This window comes from Kitasatospora sp. NPDC057518 (assembly GCF_042802075.1).
Classification (GTDB): Bacteria; Actinomycetota; Actinomycetes; order Streptomycetales; family Streptomycetaceae; genus Kitasatospora.
The window spans coordinates 1-22,077 of the sequence record NZ_JBHVEU010000105.1; the positions used below are offsets into that span (position 1 = coordinate 1).

At 74.0% G+C, this 22,077-nt stretch carries 15 protein-coding genes; 4 read left to right on the plus strand and 11 right to left on the minus strand.

Translation table 11 applies throughout. The features are described from left to right. Positions 1 to 1,221 precede the first annotated feature (1,221 nt). Together ACFU7Z_RS13580 and ACFU7Z_RS13585 are read left to right on the plus strand one after the other, a co-directional pair. Positions 1,222 to 1,974: a hypothetical protein gene (locus ACFU7Z_RS13580; protein ID WP_380777611.1), complete on the plus strand. Its 753-nt coding sequence runs from the start codon at positions 1,222 to 1,224 to the stop codon at positions 1,972 to 1,974. 820 nt (positions 1,975 to 2,794) lie between these two features. Then, the gene (locus tag ACFU7Z_RS13585) at positions 2,795 to 4,471 is read left to right on the plus strand and encodes a hypothetical protein (protein WP_380777612.1); all 1,677 of its coding nucleotides are present in this window, start codon (positions 2,795 to 2,797) and stop codon (positions 4,469 to 4,471) included. Between the two features lie 610 nt (positions 4,472 to 5,081). Here ACFU7Z_RS13585 and ACFU7Z_RS13590 read toward each other — a convergent pair. Continuing rightward, complete coding sequence (locus ACFU7Z_RS13590) at positions 5,082 to 5,276, minus strand: hypothetical protein (RefSeq protein WP_380777613.1); 195 nt, start codon at positions 5,274 to 5,276, stop codon at positions 5,082 to 5,084. A gap of 1,248 nt (positions 5,277 to 6,524) precedes the next feature. Between ACFU7Z_RS13590 and ACFU7Z_RS13595 the strand changes: the two genes are divergently transcribed. Further along, positions 6,525 to 6,800: a hypothetical protein gene (locus ACFU7Z_RS13595; RefSeq protein ID WP_380777614.1), complete on the plus strand. Its 276-nt coding sequence runs from the start codon at positions 6,525 to 6,527 to the stop codon at positions 6,798 to 6,800. A gap of 141 nt (positions 6,801 to 6,941) precedes the next feature. Here the strand turns inward: ACFU7Z_RS13595 and ACFU7Z_RS13600 are convergent, their stop codons facing one another. Together ACFU7Z_RS13600 and ACFU7Z_RS13605 are read right to left on the minus strand one after the other, a co-directional pair. Next, the gene (locus ACFU7Z_RS13600) at positions 6,942 to 8,135 is read right to left on the minus strand and encodes a hypothetical protein (protein ID WP_380777615.1); all 1,194 of its coding nucleotides are present in this window, start codon (positions 8,133 to 8,135) and stop codon (positions 6,942 to 6,944) included. Between the two features lie 19 nt (positions 8,136 to 8,154). After that, on the minus strand, positions 8,155 to 9,750 hold the full coding sequence (locus ACFU7Z_RS13605) for a trypsin-like serine protease (protein WP_380777616.1): 1,596 nt from the start codon (positions 9,748 to 9,750) through the stop codon (positions 8,155 to 8,157). 622 nt (positions 9,751 to 10,372) lie between these two features. Here ACFU7Z_RS13605 and ACFU7Z_RS13610 point away from each other — a divergent pair. Next, positions 10,373 to 11,128 (plus strand): tetratricopeptide repeat protein, encoded by a 756-nt coding sequence (locus ACFU7Z_RS13610; RefSeq protein ID WP_380777617.1) that lies wholly within the window; start codon positions 10,373 to 10,375, stop codon positions 11,126 to 11,128. A 497-nt stretch (positions 11,129 to 11,625) separates the two neighbouring features. On the opposite strand, the gene ACFU7Z_RS13615 is transcribed toward ACFU7Z_RS13610, so the two are convergent. The 8 genes from ACFU7Z_RS13615 to ACFU7Z_RS13650 all read right to left on the minus strand — a co-directional run. Beyond that, a complete protein-coding gene (locus ACFU7Z_RS13615) occupies positions 11,626 to 14,535 on the minus strand; it encodes a polysaccharide lyase family 8 super-sandwich domain-containing protein (RefSeq protein WP_380777618.1) in 2,910 nt (969 codons plus the stop codon). Positions 14,536 to 14,709: 174 nt separating this feature from the next. After that, positions 14,710 to 15,798 (minus strand): glycerate kinase, encoded by a 1,089-nt coding sequence (locus ACFU7Z_RS13620; RefSeq protein ID WP_117484817.1) that lies wholly within the window; start codon positions 15,796 to 15,798, stop codon positions 14,710 to 14,712. After that, positions 15,795 to 16,649: a sugar phosphate isomerase/epimerase gene (locus ACFU7Z_RS13625; RefSeq protein ID WP_049660487.1), complete on the minus strand. Its 855-nt coding sequence runs from the start codon at positions 16,647 to 16,649 to the stop codon at positions 15,795 to 15,797. Before ACFU7Z_RS13625 ends, ACFU7Z_RS13620 begins: the two co-directional genes overlap by 4 nt. Continuing rightward, positions 16,646 to 17,794 (minus strand): dihydrodipicolinate synthase family protein, encoded by a 1,149-nt coding sequence (locus ACFU7Z_RS13630; RefSeq protein WP_074006085.1) that lies wholly within the window; start codon positions 17,792 to 17,794, stop codon positions 16,646 to 16,648. The genes ACFU7Z_RS13625 and ACFU7Z_RS13630 overlap by 4 nt, the downstream gene beginning before the upstream one ends. Positions 17,795 to 17,894: 100 nt before the next feature. After that, positions 17,895 to 19,046 carry a Gfo/Idh/MocA family protein gene (locus ACFU7Z_RS13635; protein ID WP_049657187.1) on the minus strand — a complete coding sequence of 384 codons (1,152 nt, stop codon included), beginning with the start codon at positions 19,044 to 19,046 and terminating at the stop codon, positions 17,895 to 17,897. A gap of 102 nt (positions 19,047 to 19,148) precedes the next feature. After that, complete coding sequence (locus tag ACFU7Z_RS13640; RefSeq protein ID WP_380777620.1) at positions 19,149 to 20,129, minus strand: hydroxyacid dehydrogenase; 981 nt, start codon at positions 20,127 to 20,129, stop codon at positions 19,149 to 19,151. A gap of 116 nt (positions 20,130 to 20,245) precedes the next feature. Continuing rightward, positions 20,246 to 21,151 (minus strand): carbohydrate ABC transporter permease, encoded by a 906-nt coding sequence (locus ACFU7Z_RS13645; protein WP_049657190.1) that lies wholly within the window; start codon positions 21,149 to 21,151, stop codon positions 20,246 to 20,248. Continuing rightward, the coding region (locus tag ACFU7Z_RS13650; RefSeq protein ID WP_380777619.1) for a carbohydrate ABC transporter permease at positions 21,148 to 22,077 on the minus strand (930 nt) is incomplete at its 5' end. The genes ACFU7Z_RS13650 and ACFU7Z_RS13645, both read right to left, overlap by 4 nt.

Here is a 22,077-nt window from a genome sequence, read left to right on the forward strand (position 1 = left end):
GGCTGGTATTTGTGATATTGCGCCAGCGGCACGGCGGTCAGGGGGGGGGGGGGGCGGGGGGGGGCGGCGGGGGGGGGGGGGGGGGGGTGGGGGGAATTCGCCGGCGGCGAATTCGTGGGCACGGCACGCACCGTTGGGGAGGGCGTGGGGCGTCGCTGCGCTCCGCCAATCCCGGGGCATTGTCCCGGGCCTACGGCCCGTCAACCGGTCGGCATTCTTGCCTTGTTGGACTGGTGCTTTCACGGCCCTACGGGCCGATTGACTGGCGGGGGTTTCCCGGGCTGCGCCCGGGGGTGAGCGTTGACGATGTGACGCGGAATTCGGGTAGCGGCCCATCCCTCCGGACGGGCGGGAGTGCCGGCCGGGGCCTGCGGCCCTCGGCGTTGACGATGTGGCGCGGACTTCGGGTATCAGTCACAACCCCACCCCCGGGGGCCCTCCGCCGGTCCCGGCCGATGGCCGGTCAGCCGCCTGGTTGCTGGGCCGACGGCCCATCCGGCGCCCCTGGGGCGGGGCCTGCGGCCCTCGGGAGCAACCTCCGGGCATCGGCCCCGGCTCGGCCTCCCCGGCACCGGGTGGCGGGCCCTCACGGGCGCCCCGCACGGCGGTGACTGGCGGGCCCTCAACCGCAGACTCCGGGCCGGAATTCGAAGTGAATTCGGCGGCATTCTTAGCGCGTTTTCCCGGCTTCCATGAAGCTCTATCCTACCGGCTCCCTGGCGGGCGCCAGAGGCGAACAGGCAACCTCGCGGAAACCGTCCATGCCCACTCTATCCGGCCGCAATCACGGCGGGAATCAGAATTCCCTCCTGCTCCCTTTTGGCCGCAATCCGAAACCCTTCCGGGGCGCAGCGGCGGGGAATCAAATTCAGGCATGCCGGAAAGGGGCCTACGGCCCTCCACGACGACACGGCGACCGCCCTTCCAGACCACCCAGGAAATCCCGCCCAGCGTCACCCGGGCAATTCCCGAAGTGGCGACACCAAACCGAACACCGGACCAGGACGGCGGCCAAGGCGAGGCGCAGCGGGCACGGCACCGGGCGGCCAGGACGGGCACGGGCACAGCGGCCGGACGGCCGAGACGGGCGCAGCAGGACGGCCTGGCGGCCGACCAGGACGGCGGCCACCCCAACGGCGGGACGGCGGGGCGCGGCGGCGGGAACCCGCAGATCCAGACGACCCTCCGAAACGGCGGATCGGCCGTCGTTAGGCTGACGGCATGGCAGGCCTACTGCGGTTCGGCGCACTGCTGGCGCACCTGACGGGCCACCGGGCGCTCGACTCCGCCACGCTCGCGGCGGCGGCCGGCACCGACCCGGCAGAGCTGCCAGCCGTGCTCGGCGGGCAGCCACCGACCGGACGGCTATTGAGAGACCTCGGACCGGCACTCGGCCTGCACGCCGCCGACCTATTCGTCCTCGCCGGACAACCGGTGCCCGACGACCTGACACCGATCACCCGCAACCCGAACTGGTCGATCAGCACCGTCGTCTACAACACGATGGTCATGCCCGCCGAGAACCGGCGACCGCTGCTGGACGCGATCCGGGCGCAGCCCCTGGTGCGGCGTGAGGGGCGTGGCGGGGTCGACCGGCCGTACCACCGGTACGAGCCGGGCTTCGGCGCGGCGCTCCTGGGGCTCGCCCACAGCCGGAACCTCACCTGGCCAAGCACGGTCAGGGCCCTGTACGCGGTCACCGACGGACGGATCTACCTGTCTCCGTCCACCATCGGCGGGGTCGGCCGCGGCACCGTCGAAGCAACCTCCGAGCTGGTAGCCGGCTTCGCCGGCGTGCTCGGTATCCCCGCCCCCGACCTCGCAGCACTCGGTGGCATCCACCTACCCGACGACCTGCCGCCGCTCCACACCCGGGCCGCCGACGTGGCCACGGTCATCTGGGAAGCCCGGCGCCTGACCACCACCCAGCTCCAGGACGTCGAACTCACCTCCCGCCACCTCGCTGGCCGCTGACCCACCTCCCCCACCAGGGCGGCCTGACGGCCACCCACCCGTCCAGCGAGCGGCGCAGCGGACGGGCACGGCCCCGGACCGCGGCCAGCACGGCGGGACGGCGACGACGACGCAAAGGGGCCCTAACGGCCACCCCCGACCTGCGCACGGCCCCGAACGGGGCGGAGCCCGGGCGGCGGACCCGGGACGGCGGCGGCCAAGCAGGGGCGCAGCAGGCCCAGACGACGGCGCAGAGCGGCCCGCACGGCCACCGGAGACGAGCCCGTCGCCGACGGCGGCGCAGCGGGCGGGCAGGGCACAGCAGGCCGGAACGACCCAGACGGGGCCCGGCGGCTCCACCCCCAGACGAAACCGAACACCAACCCCCGCCACCACCCCGCCAACCACAATCCCAAACCGAATTCAGACCACCACAGGCAGCGAATCCATAAAAGCAGCAGCACGGAATACCCGGCGGAATTCACCCCCAAAACACGCCCAACAAAACCCCACCAGCCCCACCAGCGGCCGACCCGACCCCCAATCCCACCCACCACCACACAAAGTAACCAAACCCCACCCCACACCGACCCCGCGAACATCCCCAACAGGCACAACCAAAGGTCCAGACAACCCGGCCTGTGGGGCCATTCCACGCCCCACAACACCAACAGGTCACACCCAGCGAGCTTCGGGTGGTTCCGTCACCAGGAGACGGCAACGCAACCACCCCGGCACGGCCCAGACCGGGGGGCGGGCGGGGCCGGGACGGCGCGCGGCCGGGCCTCACGCGCCGGGGCCCGCTTCCCGACCCGGCCGACGTTCCGTCAGAATCCTCCATGTGACGGAACCCTCGAGCACCGGGCCGGCCTGCACACGGCCGGGATGCGGCCGGCCCCTGCCGAAGGCGGCCACCGGCCGCCCCGCCCTGCACTGCAGCCCCGCCTGCCGCCAGGCCGAACACCGCCGACGCCGCCTCGAGGAACAACTCCCCGCCCTACGGGACGAGGCCCGCACCCTCTTGGCCCGCCTCGGCGGCGACGAACAGGCACGCCAGGTCCTGGAGGGCCTGGACGGCGGCCAGGCGGCGGTGTTCGTCCGGCACGCACGCGCCGCCCAGGCCGCACTCGACGGCGCCTTCGCCCTCCTCGGACTCCCCGCGCCAGCCCTCAACCAGGCGGCCCGCGAGCGGCAGGGCGACACGGCCGCCTCCGCCCTGGCGGCGGCGCCGGCCCCCGCCGGGCGCGGCAAGCGCGCGCAGGTCCACGGCCAGCAGGCCGTCCCCGAGAACCTGCTGACCGCCTTCCAGAACGCCTGCGGAGCCGGAGCGGACGAGACGACGGCGAGGCCGGACGCCCCGATCCCGGACGGCGACCACGGCCACGGTGAAAGCCCCAGCCGCGGTGAAGGCCCCGACCGTGGCCGTGCGCCGGCCGCCGAACCGGTACGGGTCCGGGCCGCCCTGCCCCCGGACACCCGCCCCCTGCCCACCACCACCGCCTACGACGAACTCCTCCCCACCTGCCGCCGCGCCCGCCCGAAGACTCCCGACCACCCGGCAGGTGGCACCCCAGGCGAGACCGGCCGGAAGACCACCCGCGCCGCCGGGGCGAACACAGAGCAGCCCGGCCCGGCCCGCCGCTCCGCCGGCCCCGGTGGCAACGACGGAACCGCCCGGGCGCGGCACACGACCACCACGACCGGAACACGGCAGGTGGCCACGGCGGCCGGGGCCCAGCTCACCGTCGTCTTCGACGACGGCACCCCGCACACCCACCCCGAACCGGCCCGGTCCCGCCCCACCACCCCGGAGGACACCGAGACCGAACCCACCACCCCGCCAGGCCCCGGCCAGGAACAGGACGACACCACGCCCGCGGCCACCGAGGACGAGCTTGCCGCCGCCGCCCGGCCGGACCCCGGCCTGGTCGGTGAGGTCGGCGACGACGCCGTCGCCGAGCCGCGCGAGCGGCCGGACGCGCCGGACGCCGAACCGGAGAGCGGGCCGGACTACGACGGCGGGGCGCAGCGGCAGAAGGACCCCGCCCCCGGACGGGGCCGGGACGACGACGCGCTCGCGGCGACCGGGGACGGGCCCGCCACCGACAGCGGGCGGGCCGACACCGCGGTGGTACCCGCGCCGACACCCGACAGCCACGACGCGCTCGCGGCCGCCGAAGCCAAACTCGCCACCGCCGCCCGGGCCCTCGTCGGCGACCCGACGTCCGGCCTGTCGAAAGCCGTCGAACGACAGCTCTACTGGCACACCGCGGCACTGGCCGCCGACAACACCACGGTCCTCCCCGCCGCCTGCCAGGCAACCGCCGACCTCGCCCACCGCCGTGGCCGGCTCCGCCTGCCCGACACCCCCCAAGGCCGGCGCCTACGGGCTGCCCTCGCCGCCTACGAGAACACCTGGAACACCACCAGAACCAGCACCGCGAACACCACCAGGAACAGCACCGGGAACGGCACCGTGACGGGACCACAGGACGATCCACCACAACCCCACCCGTAACGAAACCAACCCCACCCGTGCGGCACAGCCCCACCAGAACAGGCCAGGCGACGGCCGGCAGGCGGCGAGAGGGCCGACAGCGGCAGAGCGGCGGGCGGCCGGACGGCGGCCACCGAAGGCTGGCGACGCAGCGGGCAGGACGCAGCAGGGCGGGGCAAACCCCGGCGCAGCAAGCGGTCGCGGCGACCGGGGACCAATGGTGACCACCCGGCAGCGACCGCGCGCAGCACGGCGGACCGCGGTCACAACGACGGCACCGGCGCGGACGGGACGGGACGTCACCGGGGCGAGCCGGACGGCAACCCGACGGCGAGGCCAGCAGCGGGGGCAGGACGGCCCCGACGGCGAAGCCGGCAGCCGACGCCGGAGCCCGACAACCGCCGGAACGACGACGCCGGGACGAGGCGCCCTGGCAAGCCCGGCAACGACCCGGTGCAGCAGCGGACCGGGGTGGGCCTCGGGCGAGCCGGACGCCGGGCGGGGCGGCACGGCAACTGCCGAGGTGCGCGACGCGGAGGCCGACCAGCCGCCGGCCTCCAAGGAGAACCCGACCGTCGCCGAACCAACCGGACGACCTACCGTCCGACACGACACAGGGCGCTGCTGCGCTCTACAGCGGGACCCCGAGGCGGACCCACCGCGCGAAGACCTCGGTGAGCACTGCCTCGGTACCGGCCTGCCGCCGGTTCAGGGCCAGGCCGGTGGCTGCGGCCCGTACCGCCGGGCCGTCCAGGTCCAGGACCGCCACCACCGGCTCCAGGTCCGCGACCATCTCGGCCGGTGTCCGGCCCCTCGGGTAGTCCACGCCCTCCCCGAGCAATACCGCCCATGTCAGAGCGGGGCAGGCCGAGGACGTGCCTGGCCGCCTCTAGTCCAGCCGTGCCCTCCAGCCGCCAGGTCTTGTGCCGGTCCTTGGTGTTGCCGTCGGAGGCGACCAGGCCGTGCAGCGTGAGGTCGCCGAACGCCTGCCGGATCGGATCGGGGCCGCGATCGTTTGACATGGCAGGGGGCGTCCGCCGGGGGCGCCTGCGGTGGATACGCGAAAAGAGAGCGCTGTGACTGTGACGACTGATGACCAGCCGATCCGGATCACCTGGTGGAGCACGCAGACCAGGCACTTCACATTCGACGGCCTGACGACGATCTGCAAGAGGAGACTGCCTGTGCAGGCACGGGTCGGCGCCGAGGAGCCGCAGTGGTACCTGAAAGGGAACTGCTACAACTGCGCGCGCAACCTCTACTCCCGTTACCGGAACCTCGGGCTCATCTGCCCGCGCAACGGCCGGGACTTTCCTCCCCGTTCCCAATGCCCACACCAACGAGTTCCGGAGGACTGTGTCCGCTGCACCCCTACTGCGGCGCAGAACTGGCCGTGTCCCAATGGGTGCACCGATCCGGTCGACCATGACCCACTTCGCCGGTACACGAAGTGCACGGTGCATCCGCTACGACGTGAGCCGGTCGCCGAGGGCGAACGCTGTGCCGACGGGTGCGAGACCGTCGAGCGGGCCATGCACCAGGCGAATCCGAGGCTGCACTTCGACCTGGCCGACAGTGCCTCAATGGACTGCTACCACTGTGATCTGGAGGTCGATGGGTGGTGGGAATGACCCTCACTTCCCCGCTGGCGGGGGCACCAGCCAGTGTCGAGGCGGCGGGTACACAGGGCCCGGTCCCGAGCGTGGCCCGGGGTCGCAACGGGCGGTGCTGATCAGCCGGTTGGGCCGAAGCGGCTGAAGGCCCATCGGAGCACTTCCTGGTGGACGCGGGTGGAGTCGGGCCGCGGCGGGGGACAGGGCGCAGCAGGCACTGGAGCTGCAGCGGGCGGGCCAGGGCAGGCCGGGACGGCGAGCGGGGCCCGCTGCCACCTCCAAGGGCCCGGCGCCGGTGTCCCGGACGGTGGCGAACACGGCGCCCAGGACGGCACCCCGACCCGGGCAGGGGTGCCGGGACAGCGGGCAGACCCCCGGGAACGGCTCCACCGGCCCCTCCCCCATACCACGTTCGAGCGGTCCGTGCGGAGGCCCGTGGAGACCGTGAGATCGTGGCGGGCGTGGCAGACGACCCGACCCGGCAGTACCGCAAGGGCACCCGCACCCTGACGCCCGGACAGCGGGCCCTCGCCGACGAGATCGAGACCCTCGCTCACGTCCTCTACGAGGCCTGGCCCGACATGACCCGGGCCGAGGCGGTGGAGGCCGCGACAAGGTTCCTGGGTGACCGGCCGGCGGTGCTGGTGGAAAGGGCGAGCGCCCTCTACGACGCCCATGCGGACCTCACCTGGCGCCAGGCCCTGGACGGTGCGGCGCTCCAGCTCGGGTATCTCTGACTCCCGTCGGCGAGCTGACCGGTCGGCAGGGCGCGGCAGGCTGACGAAGGGGTGTCGAGGCGACGCGGGGCCGGGGGGCTGGCGTCGGGGGCTGCGTCAGGACGCCCCGGACGGGTCGTTCCAGGGTGGGCTGTGGGGTGGTTACGTGAACTGGTTGAAGATGTCGTGCCAGGTGGTTACGGCTTGGGCCAGTTGAGTGGATGCGCCTGCGGCGCTGGTGAGGGCGGCGATGGCTAGCCGGGCTCGGCTGAGCACTCGTGGGCGGTCTGGTTGTGCGGCGGCGTCGGCGATGTCGGCGACGTGGTCGAGGAGGTCGGCGCGTCGGCTCTCTTCGAGGCCCGAGTCTTGTCGGATGGCCTGGGTGAGGTCCCGGACGGCGGCTGCGATATCGCGTTGTCCGGCGTTGGCGAGAGCGTCGGCGGTGGCGCCGATGTGTGTGATTGTTTCGGCCACGGTGAGGCTGCTGTTGGTCACATTGCTGCGGATGGCGCCGACGGGCCCATAAACCGTGATCGATTCTGCCTGTTGCCCTCGCCTGGATGCCTCATCCCATTCCGGAATTCGCATCGCTACCTCTTCCACATATTTCAGCCCGAAGTACAGGTACAATCGCCCGAGGGCTACGGGGTCGGCAATGTCCGGGTGCTCGCAGAGCTCTGATCGCCACACGATCCCGTCCAGGGGCGCGTCCCTCCCCAGGCGCCTCAAGACGACTCTCGTCTGCTCGGCCCAGGACCTTACGGTCTCTTCTCCCGAAGCTCCTCTTGCGAGCTGTTCCGCGAGGCGTCGGCCGGCTTCGATCCGTTCGGCGAGGTCTTCGGAGATGAACCGGGCGAGCACTCCGTCGGGGAGCTTCCCGTACCGGGATGGATGGGCCTCTTCCGGGACCTCCAAGAGATTCCCGACAACCCGGGCTTCCTGGCAGATTTCGGCTATGCCGACCATCTGTTCGTAGTCGATGTCGATGTTCCGCTGGACAAACCGTCCGTCATCATTTTCGAGCCTCCACCTGTCCTTCTCCGTGAAGTGCGGGCTGAAATCCATGTCCAGGAAAATTTCGAATACATCGCCACGAAAGTCCAGTTTGTAGGAAGGCCATCCTTTGAGACTGGGCAGCCATGCGTTCCGGCGGAGCCATGCGCTGGACTCCAGCAGAGCGCTCACGGCTTCCGGCACTGCTTTCCCGCGACGGGTGGCCGCCCGGTTCACCCAGGGACGGAGACGCTGGGCGCTGTGTTCCGCGTCCCTCCCGAGTTCCCTCACCATCTGCTCCAGGCGCCGCCTCATGTGGGCTTCCTCGGCCGTGATGATTCGCTGGACTTCCTCTGGCGTCATGCCACCTATCGTGGGTCGCTCAACTATCCAATGACAAGCGCGCGTTGGGGCTCGTTGTGGGCACTGCGGTGACGTCCGGCAAGACTGCGCGGCGCAGCGACGGACGGCGGCCCGCCCCCAGGCCCGCGCGAGCCATCAAGGAAGGGCGGTCGGGGGCGGCCGAGACCGACGGCACAGGGGACGGCGAGCACCACCAGGACGATGGCCGGGACGGCAAGCGGTTCCCGGGCGGCGGCCGGGCGACGGGGCGGCGCTTCTCGTCGCAGGCCGGGCACTCCAGGCGGTCGGGCCCGGCCGGGGCGCGCAGCTCGGTGATGGTGCCCGGCCGACCGCCGATGGAGCCCTGGCAGGTGCAGCAGGGCCGCGCGGCCGCGTTCGCCGCCCTGGCGGCGAGCAGCTCGTCGCGTTCGCGGGCGTTGTCGGCTTCCTTGCGGCAGTCGTGGCAGGGGGTGGTGCCGTCGCTGGCGCCGGGCGTCCAGTCGCACTCGTCCTCACGCCGGTTGCAGCCCGGGCAGGACGGCCCCGGTGGCCGACATCGGAGCCCGGCAACCGCCGGCACGACGACGGCCGGGGCGAGGCCCCCGGCGAACCCGGCGACAACCCGGTACGGCAGCGGACCGGGCCGGGCCCCGGGCGAGCCGGACACCGGGCCGGGGGCGGCAACCGCCGAGGTGCGCGACACGGGGGCCGGCCAGCTGTCGGCCGCTGAGGAGAGCCCGGTCGTCGACGAGCCATCGGACGCCGTCCCGGCCCGGCGCTGCCTGCATCGAGGACCTGGTGCGGCGCGGACCGTCCGCACCCGCCCGGTGCCCGGGGCAGGCGACCGTACGGGTGGGCGGAGCAGTAGACGACGGGCCCGGTCGTTGTCACAGGGTTGATCACCTCGTTCTGCACCGGCAGAACAAAGCAGGACGACGGTGCGCGGGTCGACGGCTTCGGAGGGTGTCACCGAGCCGAGAAACCGAACGTGGCCGTCACCGGGTCGAGCGGGGTGTAGTAGCCGGTCGAGAAGCAGGTCGTCTGGGTGGCGGTGCCGGTGCAGGGGGGTCTTGGTGTCGGTGTTCCCGGCGATGATGACGCCGACCGGTGCCATGGAGTCGCCCTGCGGGTTGGCGACGGCCGGCCCTCCGCTGTCGCCCTGGGCGACGGCGACGCCCCCGCTGCGGGACCTTACTTCGGTGGCGGCGGTGCGCCCGGACGGCGAGTGGACGCCGACGCGCGTGACCTCCAGCTCGCAGTGGAAGCCGGACACGGCGCCGCTGAAGCAGGCGTACTGGCCCGGGTCCAGGCGCGCGGGCCCGTACAGCGGACGGGAGTCGCCGCTGTTCCAGGGGCCGCTGTAGAAGCGGGCCGCGGTGTCCTGGTCGGTCGTGATGACGGCGACGTCCAGGCCGGTGTCGTGGGCGGTGACCTCCCCGACGACGCGCTGGCCGTTGTAGACGTGCCCGCTGGTCTGGCAGTGCGCGGCGGTCAGCAGGACGCGCTTGTTCTTCACCCAGCCGGGGATTCCGGTGGAGCAGCGGGAGTTGTCGGCGAGGGTGAGGTCGGCCCCGGCGTACCAGGGCGGGGTGTCGGTGGCACCGGCGGTGTCGGCAAAACCCAGCTCGCCGCCCACCACGCCCACCAGACCTGGCAGGCATCCCTCACCGCCAGCGAGACAGGTGCGGCCGGCGGCGGCCCGACAGCGGAGGCTGCCGCGGCACGGCCCGGGCCGGTGGCTCCGGGCGGCCCTTCCCCCGCTGCGCCCCCGGACGGCGTGAGCCCCGCCGGGGCCATCGGGGCCACCGGGGACGGCAGCATCGCGGACCAGGGGCCGGTGGCGGTGGACCTGGTGGTGTGGGTGAACGCCACCACCGCCGGGGCCGTCACCAACGCGTACGCCCAGGCCGCCCGCGAGGTGGCACCCGGCCAGTACGACGGGCAGGACGCCGAGGAAGCGGCCCTCGGTTTCCTCGGCTGGCTGCGCGGCAGCGGGCGGCGGTGGCTGATCGTCCTGGACAACGTTCCCGACCCGGCCGCGCTGACCGGGCTGTGGCCGCCCGAGGTGCCCGCGGGGCGGACGGTGGTCACCACCCGCAGCCGCCACGCCGCCTGGGCCACCTCCGCCCGCGCCCTCCTCCCCGTCTCGATGTACGCCCCGGCCCAGCCCCGCCCCGACCGGCGCCGACTGGGAGGATCACCCCAGCGGCGACCAGGGCAGCGACGGCCCCGGCGACCGGGGCGATGGGTGGGGGACGGTGCGCGTCCACCGCCTCGTCCAGCACGCCGTCCGCGACACCCCACCCGCCCGCGCGCACCGCGGTCCCCTCGTGCGCGCCGCCGCCGACGCCCTGCCGGAGGCCTGGCCCGCCGAAGACCACCACGACCAGGCCCTCGCCGCCGCCCTGCGCACCAACACCACCGCCCTCACCAGCCACGCCGGCGACCACCTCTGGCACCCTGACAGCCACGACCTGCTCGGCCGGGCGGGCACCAGCCTCCTCGACGCCGGCCTCCACCAGGCCGCCACCACCCACTGGCAGCACCTCACCGCCAACGCCGAACGCCTCCTCGGCCCCGACCACCTCGACACCCTCACCACCCGCACCAACCTCGCCGCCGCACACTGGCAGGCCGGGCGCATCGAAGAGGCCATCGCCATCGGGGAGCAGGTGGCCGCCGATGAGGAGCGCATCCTCGGTGAAGACCACCCTGAGACCCTTGCCTCCCGCGCCAACCTCGCCACCTACTACCAGGAGGCCGGGCGCATCGAAGAGGCCATCGCCATCGAGGAACAGGTGGCCGCCGACCGCGAACGCATCCTCGGCCACCAGCACCCCGACACCCTCACCACCCGCGCCAACCTCGCCACCTCCTACTACGCGGCCGGGCGCATCGAAGAGGCCATCGCCATCGGGGAGCGGGTGGTCGCCGACCGCGAACGCATCCTCGGCCACCCGCACCCCGACACCCTGGCTGCTGTGGAGGTGCTTCGGCGCTGGCGCGCGGCCTGACCCGGTGGCGGTCGGGGGTTCCCGCTACCGGGGCGGTGTCGACCGGCGACCGCAGGTCTGGCCGACGAAGAGGTCAACGGCCGGCAGGGCCCCGGAGGTGGGTAGGCGGTGCGCGGACCGCAGGCCCGGCGAGGGCAACGAAGGAACCGGTGCGGCGGCGCCGTGGTCGCCGCACCGGATGGCAGCTCGCGCCGTCAGGGGGTGCCGCCCGCCCAGTCCCAGCGCGACGGATCTCCGGGGCGGGGTTCGTAGTGGGCGCGCCCGCCGGCGCCGTACCGACCGATCTCGGTGGCGAGCGCGGCGCCGCCGGCAAGCCGGTCGGCGTCCCAGGCGGTGACGTCCAGGAGAGGCCGTCGAGCGGACCACCGACACGCTCGCGGTACACGTGCCCGGGGACGGGGTCGTCGTGGTCGGTTCCGTAGGCCCGGCCCCGCAGCGGCGTCTCGTCGTCCATGGATGCGCCCGGTCCCGCGACCCGATGGTGCGGCGGTGGCCGGTCAGGAGGTGATCACCTCCAGGACGGGGTGGAAGGTGGTGTGGCTGCGGGCGTCGAGGTTGACGGCGAGGCCGACGGTGGCGAGGGGCTGGAAGAGGGCCAGGGTGAGGGAGGGGTTGCCCGGGGTGACGGCGGGGGTGACGTCGAGGGGGATCCAGTCGGGTGTGGTGGAGATCCGGCCGGTGCCGAGGGGTTGGGCCAGGCCGGGGGCGTTGGCCCAGGTGACGGCGGGTTCGGTCCAGGGGGTGGGGGCGGTGGTGAAGGCCTGGAGGGTGGCGAGGGTGCCCCCGGAGTCGGCGACCGCGCCGTGGACCCAGAGGACGGCGCGGCGGACGGTGCCGGGGACGGCGGTGGTGTCGAAGGTGAGGAGGGCGCGCCGGCTGAAGCCGCTGTCGGTGGTGTTGGTGTTCTTGACCGTCAGGGTGGTGGCGGTGCCGTAGTTGGTGGTGGCGTAGGAGCCGTCGCGGACGTAGCTGTCCTGGGTGGGGTCGAGCAGGGTCGCGGTGGCGGTCGCCGGGGCGCCGGAGGCGGTGGTGAGGGTGATGGTGCGGCCGGCGCCCTGGGCGCCGCCGAGCTCTACCAGGAGGGTCACCGCGCCCTCGGTGGAGAGCGCACTGACGCCTTCGGCGGCCTCGGTGGGGCGGCCCGTGCCGGCGAGGGTGAGCGTGACGGTGGCGGCCCGGCGGGAGGGGTCGGCGACGGTGACGGTGCGGGTGCTGTCGGTGTCGCGGACCAGCACCGAGCAGGGGGCGGAGGCGGTGAGCGGCCCGGCCGTGCCGGCGGCGAAGAAGTTGGCGGCGGTGACACCCGAGGCGGAGTCGGATATCGCCTGGACCGTACGGGAGTTGGCGAGGGTGGTGACGGTGGGGGCGGCCGCCCGGGCCGCGGTGGCCGCGGCGGTCGCGCCGGGCAGCACCTGGTACTCGTACCCGGCGTCGGTGGGGTTGGTGCCGTGGTCGAACCAGAGGGTGAGGTAGCGGCGGGTGAGCTGCTCGGTGGAGCCGCCGGTGTTGATGTCGTGCCAACTGCCGGTGCGGGCCTCGCGCTTCGCCCGCAGGGTGGTGCCGGCGGGCAGGACGTAGCCGCCGAAACCCGCGACGGCGACGGCGCGGGCGCCGTCGAGGCGCTGGGACCAGCCGAGGGTGGTGGGCTGGGCGGCGCCGTCCACGGTGAGGGCGTGGGTGCCGGCGGGGCCGAGGTTGCGGTTGTCGACGACGGTCTCCACCGGGGTGCCGTCGGTGCAGCTGATGCCCGCGCCGAGGCAGACCACCGCATCGTCCAGCAGGAACCAGGACTTGCGTCCGGTCAGGGTGGAGGAGAGGCCGCGCAGGTCCTGGCCGACGGCGGCGTAGGTGCCGTCGGTGGCGCCGCCGGCCCAGGTGGAGTCCGGGCGGGGTGCGCCCCAGGTGCCGCCGGCGGCGTCGGCGAGCGGCTTGGCGGAGACGGTGGTGCCGGGCAGGCGGTACGGGTCCACGGTGGGCCAGAAGGCGTCCGAGTACTGGCCGTTGCCAAAGGTGGCACCCCACCAGGAGAGCATGCCGTTGTTGGTGTGCCAGCCGCGCAGGTGCTCGCCGTTGCCGGTCTCGTAGAAGGTGGTGCGGGCGGAGCAGAGGCTGAGCGAGGCGGCCCAGCCGGAGCGGCGGACCACGGCGCGGTCCATCGCGAACACCCGGGCGCCGAGCGGCTCGGGGGCGGCGGCGGTGGCGGAGTTCAGGAGGGCCTGGGCACGGGCGAGCTCGGGGACGTCGAGGTAGGCGTTGGAGAGGTAGGGCAGGTAGTGGTCACGGGTGAGCCAGCCCTTCACGGCGGAGCGCCAGGCGGCGGACTGGGCGGCCGGGGCGGCGCCGGAGTCGGCGAGGCGCAGGATGTGGCCGATCAGGGTGTGGCCCCGGACGTGGTCGTCCTGCTGGAGCTGGAGCTGGTCGCCGCTCTGGCGGCCCCGGCTGACGGCCCGCCCGCTCACGGCGTCCATCACCAGGCCGTTGTAGAGGAAGGGCGCGTAGGCGTCGGTGACGGCGTCGAAGACGTTCTGCCGGGACGGGTCGGAGATCTGCCAGGCGGAACCGGCCAGCAGGGCGAAGAGCCTGCTCAGGCCACCGAGCAGCACCTCCCCGTAGGAGCCGGTGTACGGCACCCAGGTGTGCTGGACGAAGGAGCCGTCGGCGTACAGGCCGTCGCCGGCCAGGACGTACGGGAAGACCGGGGAGAGCGCGGTGGTGGCGGTGGTGAGCTTGGCGGAGGTGCGGCCCAGCACTCCGCGCAGGGCCAGGACGCGGCACAGGTCCACCCGGTTGCCGCCGGTGCTGGTGCCCGTGTAGCTCGACACCAGGGAGTCGGGGACCTGGCGGTCCACGGCGGCGAGCAGGGCGGAGAGCCGGGTGGGCGGCAGGAGGTCGTGGGCCAGGACGCAGGTGTCGAGGAGGGCCTGCGGGGTGCCGATCTGCCAGTCCCACCAGTTGCCGTAGGCGGTGGCCGTGGGGGTGTAGGCGCCGGTGGTGGTGTTGAGGTGGTTCAGGCCGGTGGTGATCGCGGTGGCCAGGGCCTGGTCACCGGTCAGACCGGTGCCGGGCTGCGCCCAGGCCATGGCCAGGGTGCGCAGGCGGGTGTGGGAGGCGGTGACGTTCGCCGAGGCGGTGCCCAGGGGGAGGTCCGGCCAGAGGGACGTGGAGGTCGGGGCCATGGCCTGGAGCTGGGTGCGGGCCCGGTCGCCGAGGGCGGCGAGGGTGGTGGCGTAGGGGGCCGTGGCCGGGTCGAAGCCGGTGCCGGTGAGCAGGTCGAGCCAGCGCAGGCGCAGGGTGTCGTAGGCGTCGGCCGCGGCCGTGGCGGGGGTGGGGAGGGCACCGAGGGTGAGGGCGGCGAGTCGCAGCAGGCGGCGGCGGGAGAGCAGGGCGGGGTTCGGCGCGGCGGTCATGGGGGGAGCTCCTCCTGGGAGGTGGGGGCCGGGCGGGACGACGGTGGGCGTCTTCGGTATGACCTCGCCGTCGGCGATCGAGTGGAGGCGCTCGGGTGGAGGTGCTCGGGTGGAGGCGCTCGGCGCGGGCCTTCTCGGCCGCGTGGTCCGGATCGCGGGAGGCCTTCCACGTCGTCAGACGGTGAAAGGAGGCGCCGCGCGGGCCAGTCGGGCGCCGGCGGCGGTGAGCCAGTGGGCCGCCCGGTGGCGGGCGTCGGCCGGGTCCCCGGACAGCCCGGTGAGGGTGAGCGCGCCGGGGTCGGAGGCCTCCCCGGCGACGACCCGGGCGGGGACGCCGGCCCGCTCCGCGCGGGCGAGGACCTCGCCGACCGCCTTGCCGAGCAGGCTGGTGCGGTCGAAGCGGCCCTCGCCGGTGATCACCAGGCCGGCCCCGGTGAGGGCTTCGTCGAGGCCGGTCAGCTCGGCCACCGCCGCCGCGCCGGGGACCACCTGCGCACCCCAGGCGGTCACCAGGCCGTACGCGGTGCCGCCGGCCGCGCCGGAGCCGGGGAGGGCCGGGTCGCCCCCGAGCAGGTCGGCGAAGCGGCGCAGCCCCGCCTCCAGGACGGCGATCCGGGCCGGGTCGGCACCCTTCTGCGGCCCGTAGACGGCGGCCGCCCCGGTGGGGCCGAGCAGCGGGTTGGTCACGTCGGTCAGCAGCCGGACGCCGCCGGGCGGGGCGGCGCGCAGGGCGGTGCGGTCGAGCCGGGCGGCCCGGGTGAGGGCGCCGCCGCCGTCCGGGAGGTCGGCGCCGGTGTCGTCCAGCAGCCGCAGGCCGAGGGCGGCCAGCAGCCCGGCGCCGCCGTCGGTGGACGCGGAGCCGCCGAGTGCGACGGTCACCTGCCGCGCGCCGGCGTCCAGTGCGGCGGCGATGGTCTCGCCCGTGCCGCGGGTGCCGGCGGTGAGCGGGGCGAGGGCGCCGCCGAGCAGCGGCAGGCCGCCGGTGTCGGCGAGTTCGACCAGCGCGGTGCCGTCCGGCAGCAGCGCGTAGCGGCCGGTGACCGGCCCCCCGTCGGGGCCGGTGCAGTCGGGGACCGGGTACGGGACGGCGCCGGGGAGGGCGGCCGCGAGCGCGTCGAGGGTGCCCTCCCCGCCGTCGGCCATCGGACGGAGCAGCAGCTCGTCGTCCGGCCGCACCGAGCGCCAGCCGGCGGCCAGCGCCAGGGCGGCGTCCCGGGCGGTGACGGTGCCCTTGAAGGAGTCGGGCGCGACGACGACTCTCACGGCGAGGCCAGGTGCGTCAGGTGCCGCTCGATCAGGGTGCGCAGCGTCAGCTCGCCCGGGGTGTCCCAGATCTCCTGGTTGAAGATCTCGACCTCGATCCAGCCCTCGTACCCGGCGGCGGTGACCAGGTCGGTGAGGGTGCGGAAGTCGATGTGGCCGTCACCGACGTGGCCCCGGCCGAGCAGGGCGTCGGCGGGCAGCGGCAGGGTCCAGTCGCACACCTGGTAGGAGGCGATCCGGCCCTCTCGACCGGCGCGGGCGATCTGCTCGGGCAGTGCCGGGTCCCACCAGACGTGGTAGCTGTCGACGACGACGCCGACCTGCCGGGCGGGGTACGGGGCGGCGAGGTCGAGCGCCTGGGCCAGGGTGGAGACCACCGCCCGGTCGGCGCAGAACATCGGGTGCAGTGGCTCGATCGCCAGGCGCACACCGAAGTCGCCCGCGTGCGTGGCGAGTTCGGCGAGCAGGTCGGCGACGGCGGCGCGGGCGCCGACCAGGTCGCGGCTGCCGGCCGGCAGGCCGCCGACGACCAGGACCAGGGTGTCGGTGCCGAGTTCGGCGGCCTCCTCGATGGCCTGGAGGTTGTCGGCGAGCGCGGCCCGGCGCCGCTCGGGGCCGTCGGCGGTGAGGAAGCCGCCCCGGCAGAGGCTGCTGACGGCGAGTCCGGCGTCCCGGCACAGCTTCGCGGAGCGGGCCAGGCCGGTTTCGGCGACCTTGTCGCGCCAGAGCCCGATGGCCGGGATGCCGGCGTCCACGCAGCCCCGCACGGCCTCCGGAAGGCTCCAGCCCCGGGTGGTGATCTGGTTGAGCGACAGCCTCGCGAGGCCGTTCGCCGCGCCGGCGCCGCTCATGCCGCCACCCCCGCGACGGCGAGCAGCCGACGCATCCGGTCGGCCGCGAGATCCGGGTCGGGGAGCACGGCGGCGGCGTCCGCGAGCCGGAACAGTTCCACCAGGTGGGGCACCGAACGTCCGCTCTGCGCGCCGCCCACCATGGTGAAGTGGTCCTGGTGGCCGGCCAGCCAGGCGAGGAAGACCACGCCGGTCTTGTAGTGGAAGGTCGGCGCGGCGAACAGGTGCCGGGCCAGCGGCACGGTCGGCGCGAACAGCTCCTCGTAGCGGTCGAGGTCGCCCTCGTCGAGCGCCCGCAGCGCCGCCGCGGCGGTGGCCGCGATCGGGTCGAAGACGCCCAGCAGGGCGTGGCTGTGGCCGTGTTCGTCGCCGCGGATCAGCTCGGGGTAGTGGAAGTCGTCGCCCGTGTACATCCGCACGCCGGCCGGCAGCGCGCGGCGCAGGGCGATCTCCCGGTCGGAGTCCAGCAGGGAGACCTTGATGCCCTCGATCCGGTCGGCGTGCGCGCCGATCAGCTCCAGCACGGTCGCGGCGGCCGGGTCGGGGTCGGCGGAGCCCCAGTAGCCGGCCAGCGCCGGGTCGAACATCTCGCCGAGCCAGTGCAGCAGCACCGGCCGCTCGCAGGCGGCGATCAGCTTGCCGTAGACCTCCAGGTAGTCCTCCGGGCCGCGCGCGGCGGCGGCCAGGGCGCGGCTGGCCATCAGGATCGGCTGCGCGCCGGCCTCCTGGACGACGGTCAGCTGCTCCTCGTAGGCGGCGCGGACGGCGTCCAGCGGGTGGGGGCCGGGAGCGAGCTGGTCGGTGCCGACGCCGCAGGCCAGCAGGCCGCCGCAGGCGCGGGCCTCGGCCCCGGAGCGGGTGATCAGCTCGCGGGTGGCCGGCCAGTCGAGTCCCATGCCGCGCTGGGCGGTGTCCATCGCGTCGGCCACGCCGAGGCCCAGCGACCACAGGTGTCGGCGGAAGGCGAGGGTGGCGTCCCAGTCGACGGCGGCGGGTGCGCCGGGGGCGTTGTCGCCCAGCGGGTCGGCGACCACGTGGGCGGCGGCGAAGGCCGTCCGCGAGCGGGCGGGGGCGGGCGGGGCGGGCAGGACGGCGGGCTCGCGCAGCCGGAGCCGGCCGTGGCCGGGCAGGTGGATCTCGGTCATGGTGTCAGCGCATTCGTCTCGTCGGCGGGCGGCTGCGGGGCGCTCGGGTCTCCCCGGCGGCCGGGTGCTCGGTGGCCGGCCCGGATGCGGCCGGCGGCCGTCACAGGGACAGCTCGGGGACGTCCATCCGGCGTCCCTCGCGGGCGGAGCGCAGGCCGAGTTCGGCGAGCTGCACGCCCTTGGCACCCTCCAGCAGGTCCCAGTGGTACGGGGAGCCGGTGGTCACGTGGCGCAGGAAGAGCTCCCACTGCGCCTTGAATCCGTTGTCGAACTCCTCGTTGTCCGGCACCCGCTGCCACTGCGCGCGGAACGGCTCGGTCGCCGGCAGGTCCGGGTTCCAGACCGGCTTGGGGGTCGCCGCGCGGTGCTGGAAGCGGCACTCGCGCAGCCCGGCGACCGCGCTGCCCTCCGTGCCGTCGACCTGGAACTCCACCAGTTCGTCGCGGTCCACCCGGACCGCCCAGGAGGAGTTGATCTGGGCGGTGATGCCGCCCTCCAGCTCGAAGACGCCGTACGCGGCGTCGTCGGCGGTGGCCCGGTAGACCTGCCCGCGCTCGTCGGTCCGCTCGGGGATGTGGATGGCGGTGTGCGCGTACACGGAGCGGACGGGGGCGATGATGCCGTCCAGCACGTAGCGCCAGTGCGGGAACATGTCGAGGACCATGCCGCCGCCGTCCTCGGCGCGGTAGTTCCAGGACGGCCGCTGGGCCTGCTGCCAGTCGCCCTCGAAGACCCAGTAGCCGAACTCGCCGCGCACGGAGAGGATCCGGCCGAAGAACCCGCCGTCCACCAGCCGCTTGAGCTTGCGCAGGCCGGGGAGGAAGAGCTTGTCCTGGACGGCGCCGTTGCACACCCCGGCGTCGCGGGCGAGGCGGGCGAGGTCGAGCGCGGCCTCCAGCGACTCGGCGGTGGGCTTCTCGGTGTAGATGTGCTTGCCGGCGGCGATCGCCGTGCGCAGCGCGGTCTCCCTGGCGGGGGTGACCTGGGCGTCGAAGTAGATCTCGGCGAGCGGGTGGGCGAGGGCCTCGTCGAGCGAGGTGGTCCAGTGGGTGAGGCCGTGGCGGTCGGCGAGGTCCTTGAGCTTGTCGGCGCTGCGGCCGACCAGGATCGGCTCGGGCCACAGCGTGTCGCCGTCGCCGAGCGGCAGGCCGCCCTGGTCGCGGATGGCGAGGATGGAGCGGACCAGGTGCTGGCGGTAGCCCATCCGGCCGGTGACGCCGTTCATGACGATGCCGATCACCCTGCGGGGCATGGGGTTCTCCGATTCGTTGCTGGTGCGGGGAGCACGTGGTGCGAGGGACGTGCTGAGAGGAGCGTGCTGCGGGGCCGCGCGGCACGGGGGCGCGGCGCGGGGTCACGCGGTGCGGTGTCCGTCCTCGGCGAGGACGGGGTGGGCGAACGGATGCCCGGCGGTGTAGCGGGCGAGCTCGTCGGCGGCGGCGGCCGCCATCCGGTGCAGCTCGCTGCCGAGCGAGCCGGCCACGTGGGGGGTGAGGAAGACGTTCGGCAGCTCGTAGAGCGGGGAGTCGGCGGGCAGCACCTCCGGCTCGGTGACGTCGATGACGGCGTCGAGGCGTCCGGAGGCGGCCTCGCGCACCAGTGCTTCCTGGTCGACCAGGGAGCCGCGCGAGGTGTTGACCAGGGTGGCGCCGTCGCGCATCAGGGCGAGCCGGCGGCCGTCGATCAGGTGCCGGGTGGCCGGCAGTTCGGGGGCGTGCACGCTCACCACGTCGGAGGCCGCGCAGAGTTCGTCCATCTCCACGGCGCGGGCGCCGAGCCGGGCGGCCTCGGCGGGGTCGACGTACGGGTCGTGGAGCAGCAGGTCCAGGTCGTGCGGGCGCAGCAGTTCCATCACCCGCCGGCCGATCCGGGAGGCGCCGACGATGCCGACGGTGCGCCGGTAGTTGCCGGCCGCCCCGTACGCCAGCTGCCAGTCGTGGGGGGCGCGGCGGCGCCGGTACTCCTCACGGATCGGCAGCAGCCGCTTGTTGGCGAGCAGGACGACGGCGACGGTGTACTCGGCGACCGGCAGGGCGTTGGCCCAGGCCGCGGAGGTGACCTTGAGGCCGTGGCGCCAGCAGGCGTCGGTGACGTGGTGTTTGACCGAGCCGGCGGCGTGGATGACGGCGCTCAGCCGCGGGGCGGCGGCCAGCACCTCCTCGTCGATCGGCGGGCAGCCCCAGCTGGAGACGATCACCTCGGCGTCGGCGAGCGCCGCGCGGGCCTCGGGGGTGGTGAAGTCGTCAAGGACGAGTGCCGGGTCGAGGTCGGCCAGGGCGGTGAGCCGGGCCATGGTGTGCGGGTCGATCAGGCGCCCGGCGAGCTCGCGGTGCATGGCGAGGACGGCGCGGGGGCGGCTGGCGGGCCGGCCGTCGGGCACGGTGGTCTCCCGGTCGGGCGTAGGGGCGGGCGTGGTGGCGGTGCCGGTCGCGGCGGTGGCGGGGTTCGGGCTCACTTGACGCTCCCCGCGGTCAGGCCGGCCTTCCAGTGCCGCTGGAGCAGCACCAACGCGAGGACGAGCGGCACGACGGCGAGCAGCGAGCCGGTGATGACCAGCGGGTAGTACTCGGGGAAGGCCTTGGTCTGGGCGTTCCAGCTGAACAGGCCGAGGCTGACCGGGAAGAGCCGGCTGTCGGAGAGCATCACCAGCGGCAGGAAGAAGTTGTTCCAGATGGCGGTGAACTGGAACAGCAGGACGGTGACGAAGCCGGGCATCACCATCCGCAGCCCGATCGACCAGAAGGTCCGCAGCTCCCCGGCGCCGTCCATCCGGGCGGCCTCCAGGACCTCGTTCGGCACGTAGCCGGCGCAGAACACCCGGGCCAGGTAGACGCCGAAGGGGTTGACCAGCGAGGGCAGGAAGACCGCCCAGAAGGTGTTGACGATGCCGAGCTCGGAGGCCAGCAGGTACATCGGCAGGGCGAGCGCGGTGGTGGGCACCAGCACGCCCAGCAGCACGAGGCCGAACACCTTCTCCTTGCCGGGGAAGCGGTAGACGTGGAAGGCGTAGCCGGCCGCGACGCACACCAGCGCGCACAGCAGCGAGCCGATCCCGGCGTACAGCAGCGAGTTCAGGTACCAGCGGAAGTAGATGCCGCCGCCGGTGGTGGCCAGGTCGTGCAGGTTCTGGCCGAGCCGGAAGTTGTCGGCGCCCAGGGCGTTGCCGCCGAGCAGGTCGGCGGTGTTCTTGGCGGAGGCGGTGAGCAGCCAGCCGAGCGGCCACAGGGTGTAGACGGTGGCCAGGACCAGGGTGCCGTTGACGGCGGTCTTGGAGAGTGTCCAGGGGCGGCGCGGCCGGGCGGCGCGGGCCGGGCGGCGGGGCGGGGCGCCGCTGGGGCGGGTGGCGGTGGTGGTCATGCGTCGGCCTCCCGCCGGCGGTCGGAGCGGCCCCGGGTGAGCCGGGTGACGGCGAAGGAGAGCCCCGCCGCGGCGAGGGCCAGCAGCACCGAGGCGGAAGCGGCGAGCCCGTAGTCGTGGCGTTCGAAGGCGGCCGTGTAGGCGTACATGTTCGGGGTCCAGGAGGAGGTGACGCCCGGTGAGGTGCCGTAGAGGATCATCGGCTCGGTGAACAGCTGGAGCGAGCCGATGACGGTGAACAGGCCGACCATGGCGATCGAGGGCCGGATCAGCGGCACCTTGATGTTCAGGGCGGTGCGCAGCTCCCCGGCGCCGTCGACGACGGCGGCCTCCAGCACGGAGCGGTCGACGGCCTGCAGCGCGGCGTAGAAGATGACCAGGTTGTAGCCGGTCCACTGCCACAGCGCCATGTTGACGACGGCGGGCAGCGGGTGGCCGAGCGGGTCGGGCTGGGTGCCCAGGGACTCCAGTGCGTCCAGTACGGGGCTGATGCCGGGGGTGTAGAGGTACATCCACAGCAGCGCGGCGATGATGCCGGGCACGGCGTGCGGGATGAACAGCGCCAGTTGGAAGAAGCGCCGGGCGCGGGCCAGCGTGGAGTCCAGCAGCAGGGCCAGGACGAGCGCCAGGCCGGTCATCAGCGGGATGTAGATCAGGCAGTACTGGGCGGCGGTCAGGAAGCCGCCGCGGAAGGCCGCGTCCGACAGTGCCCGGGTGTAGTTGCCGAGCCCGGTGAAGACCGTCTCGGCGTCGCCGAAGCCGAGGCCGGAGCGGTGTTCGGTGAAGAGGCTGAGCCGGATCGCGTAGCCGATCGGGATCAGCGTGCACGCGGTGAAGAGCAGGAGGAACGGGGCGAGCAGCACGGCCGGTGCCCCGTACCGCCCGCGCCACCGGCCGGCGGTGGCGCGGGCGGTACGGCCTGGATC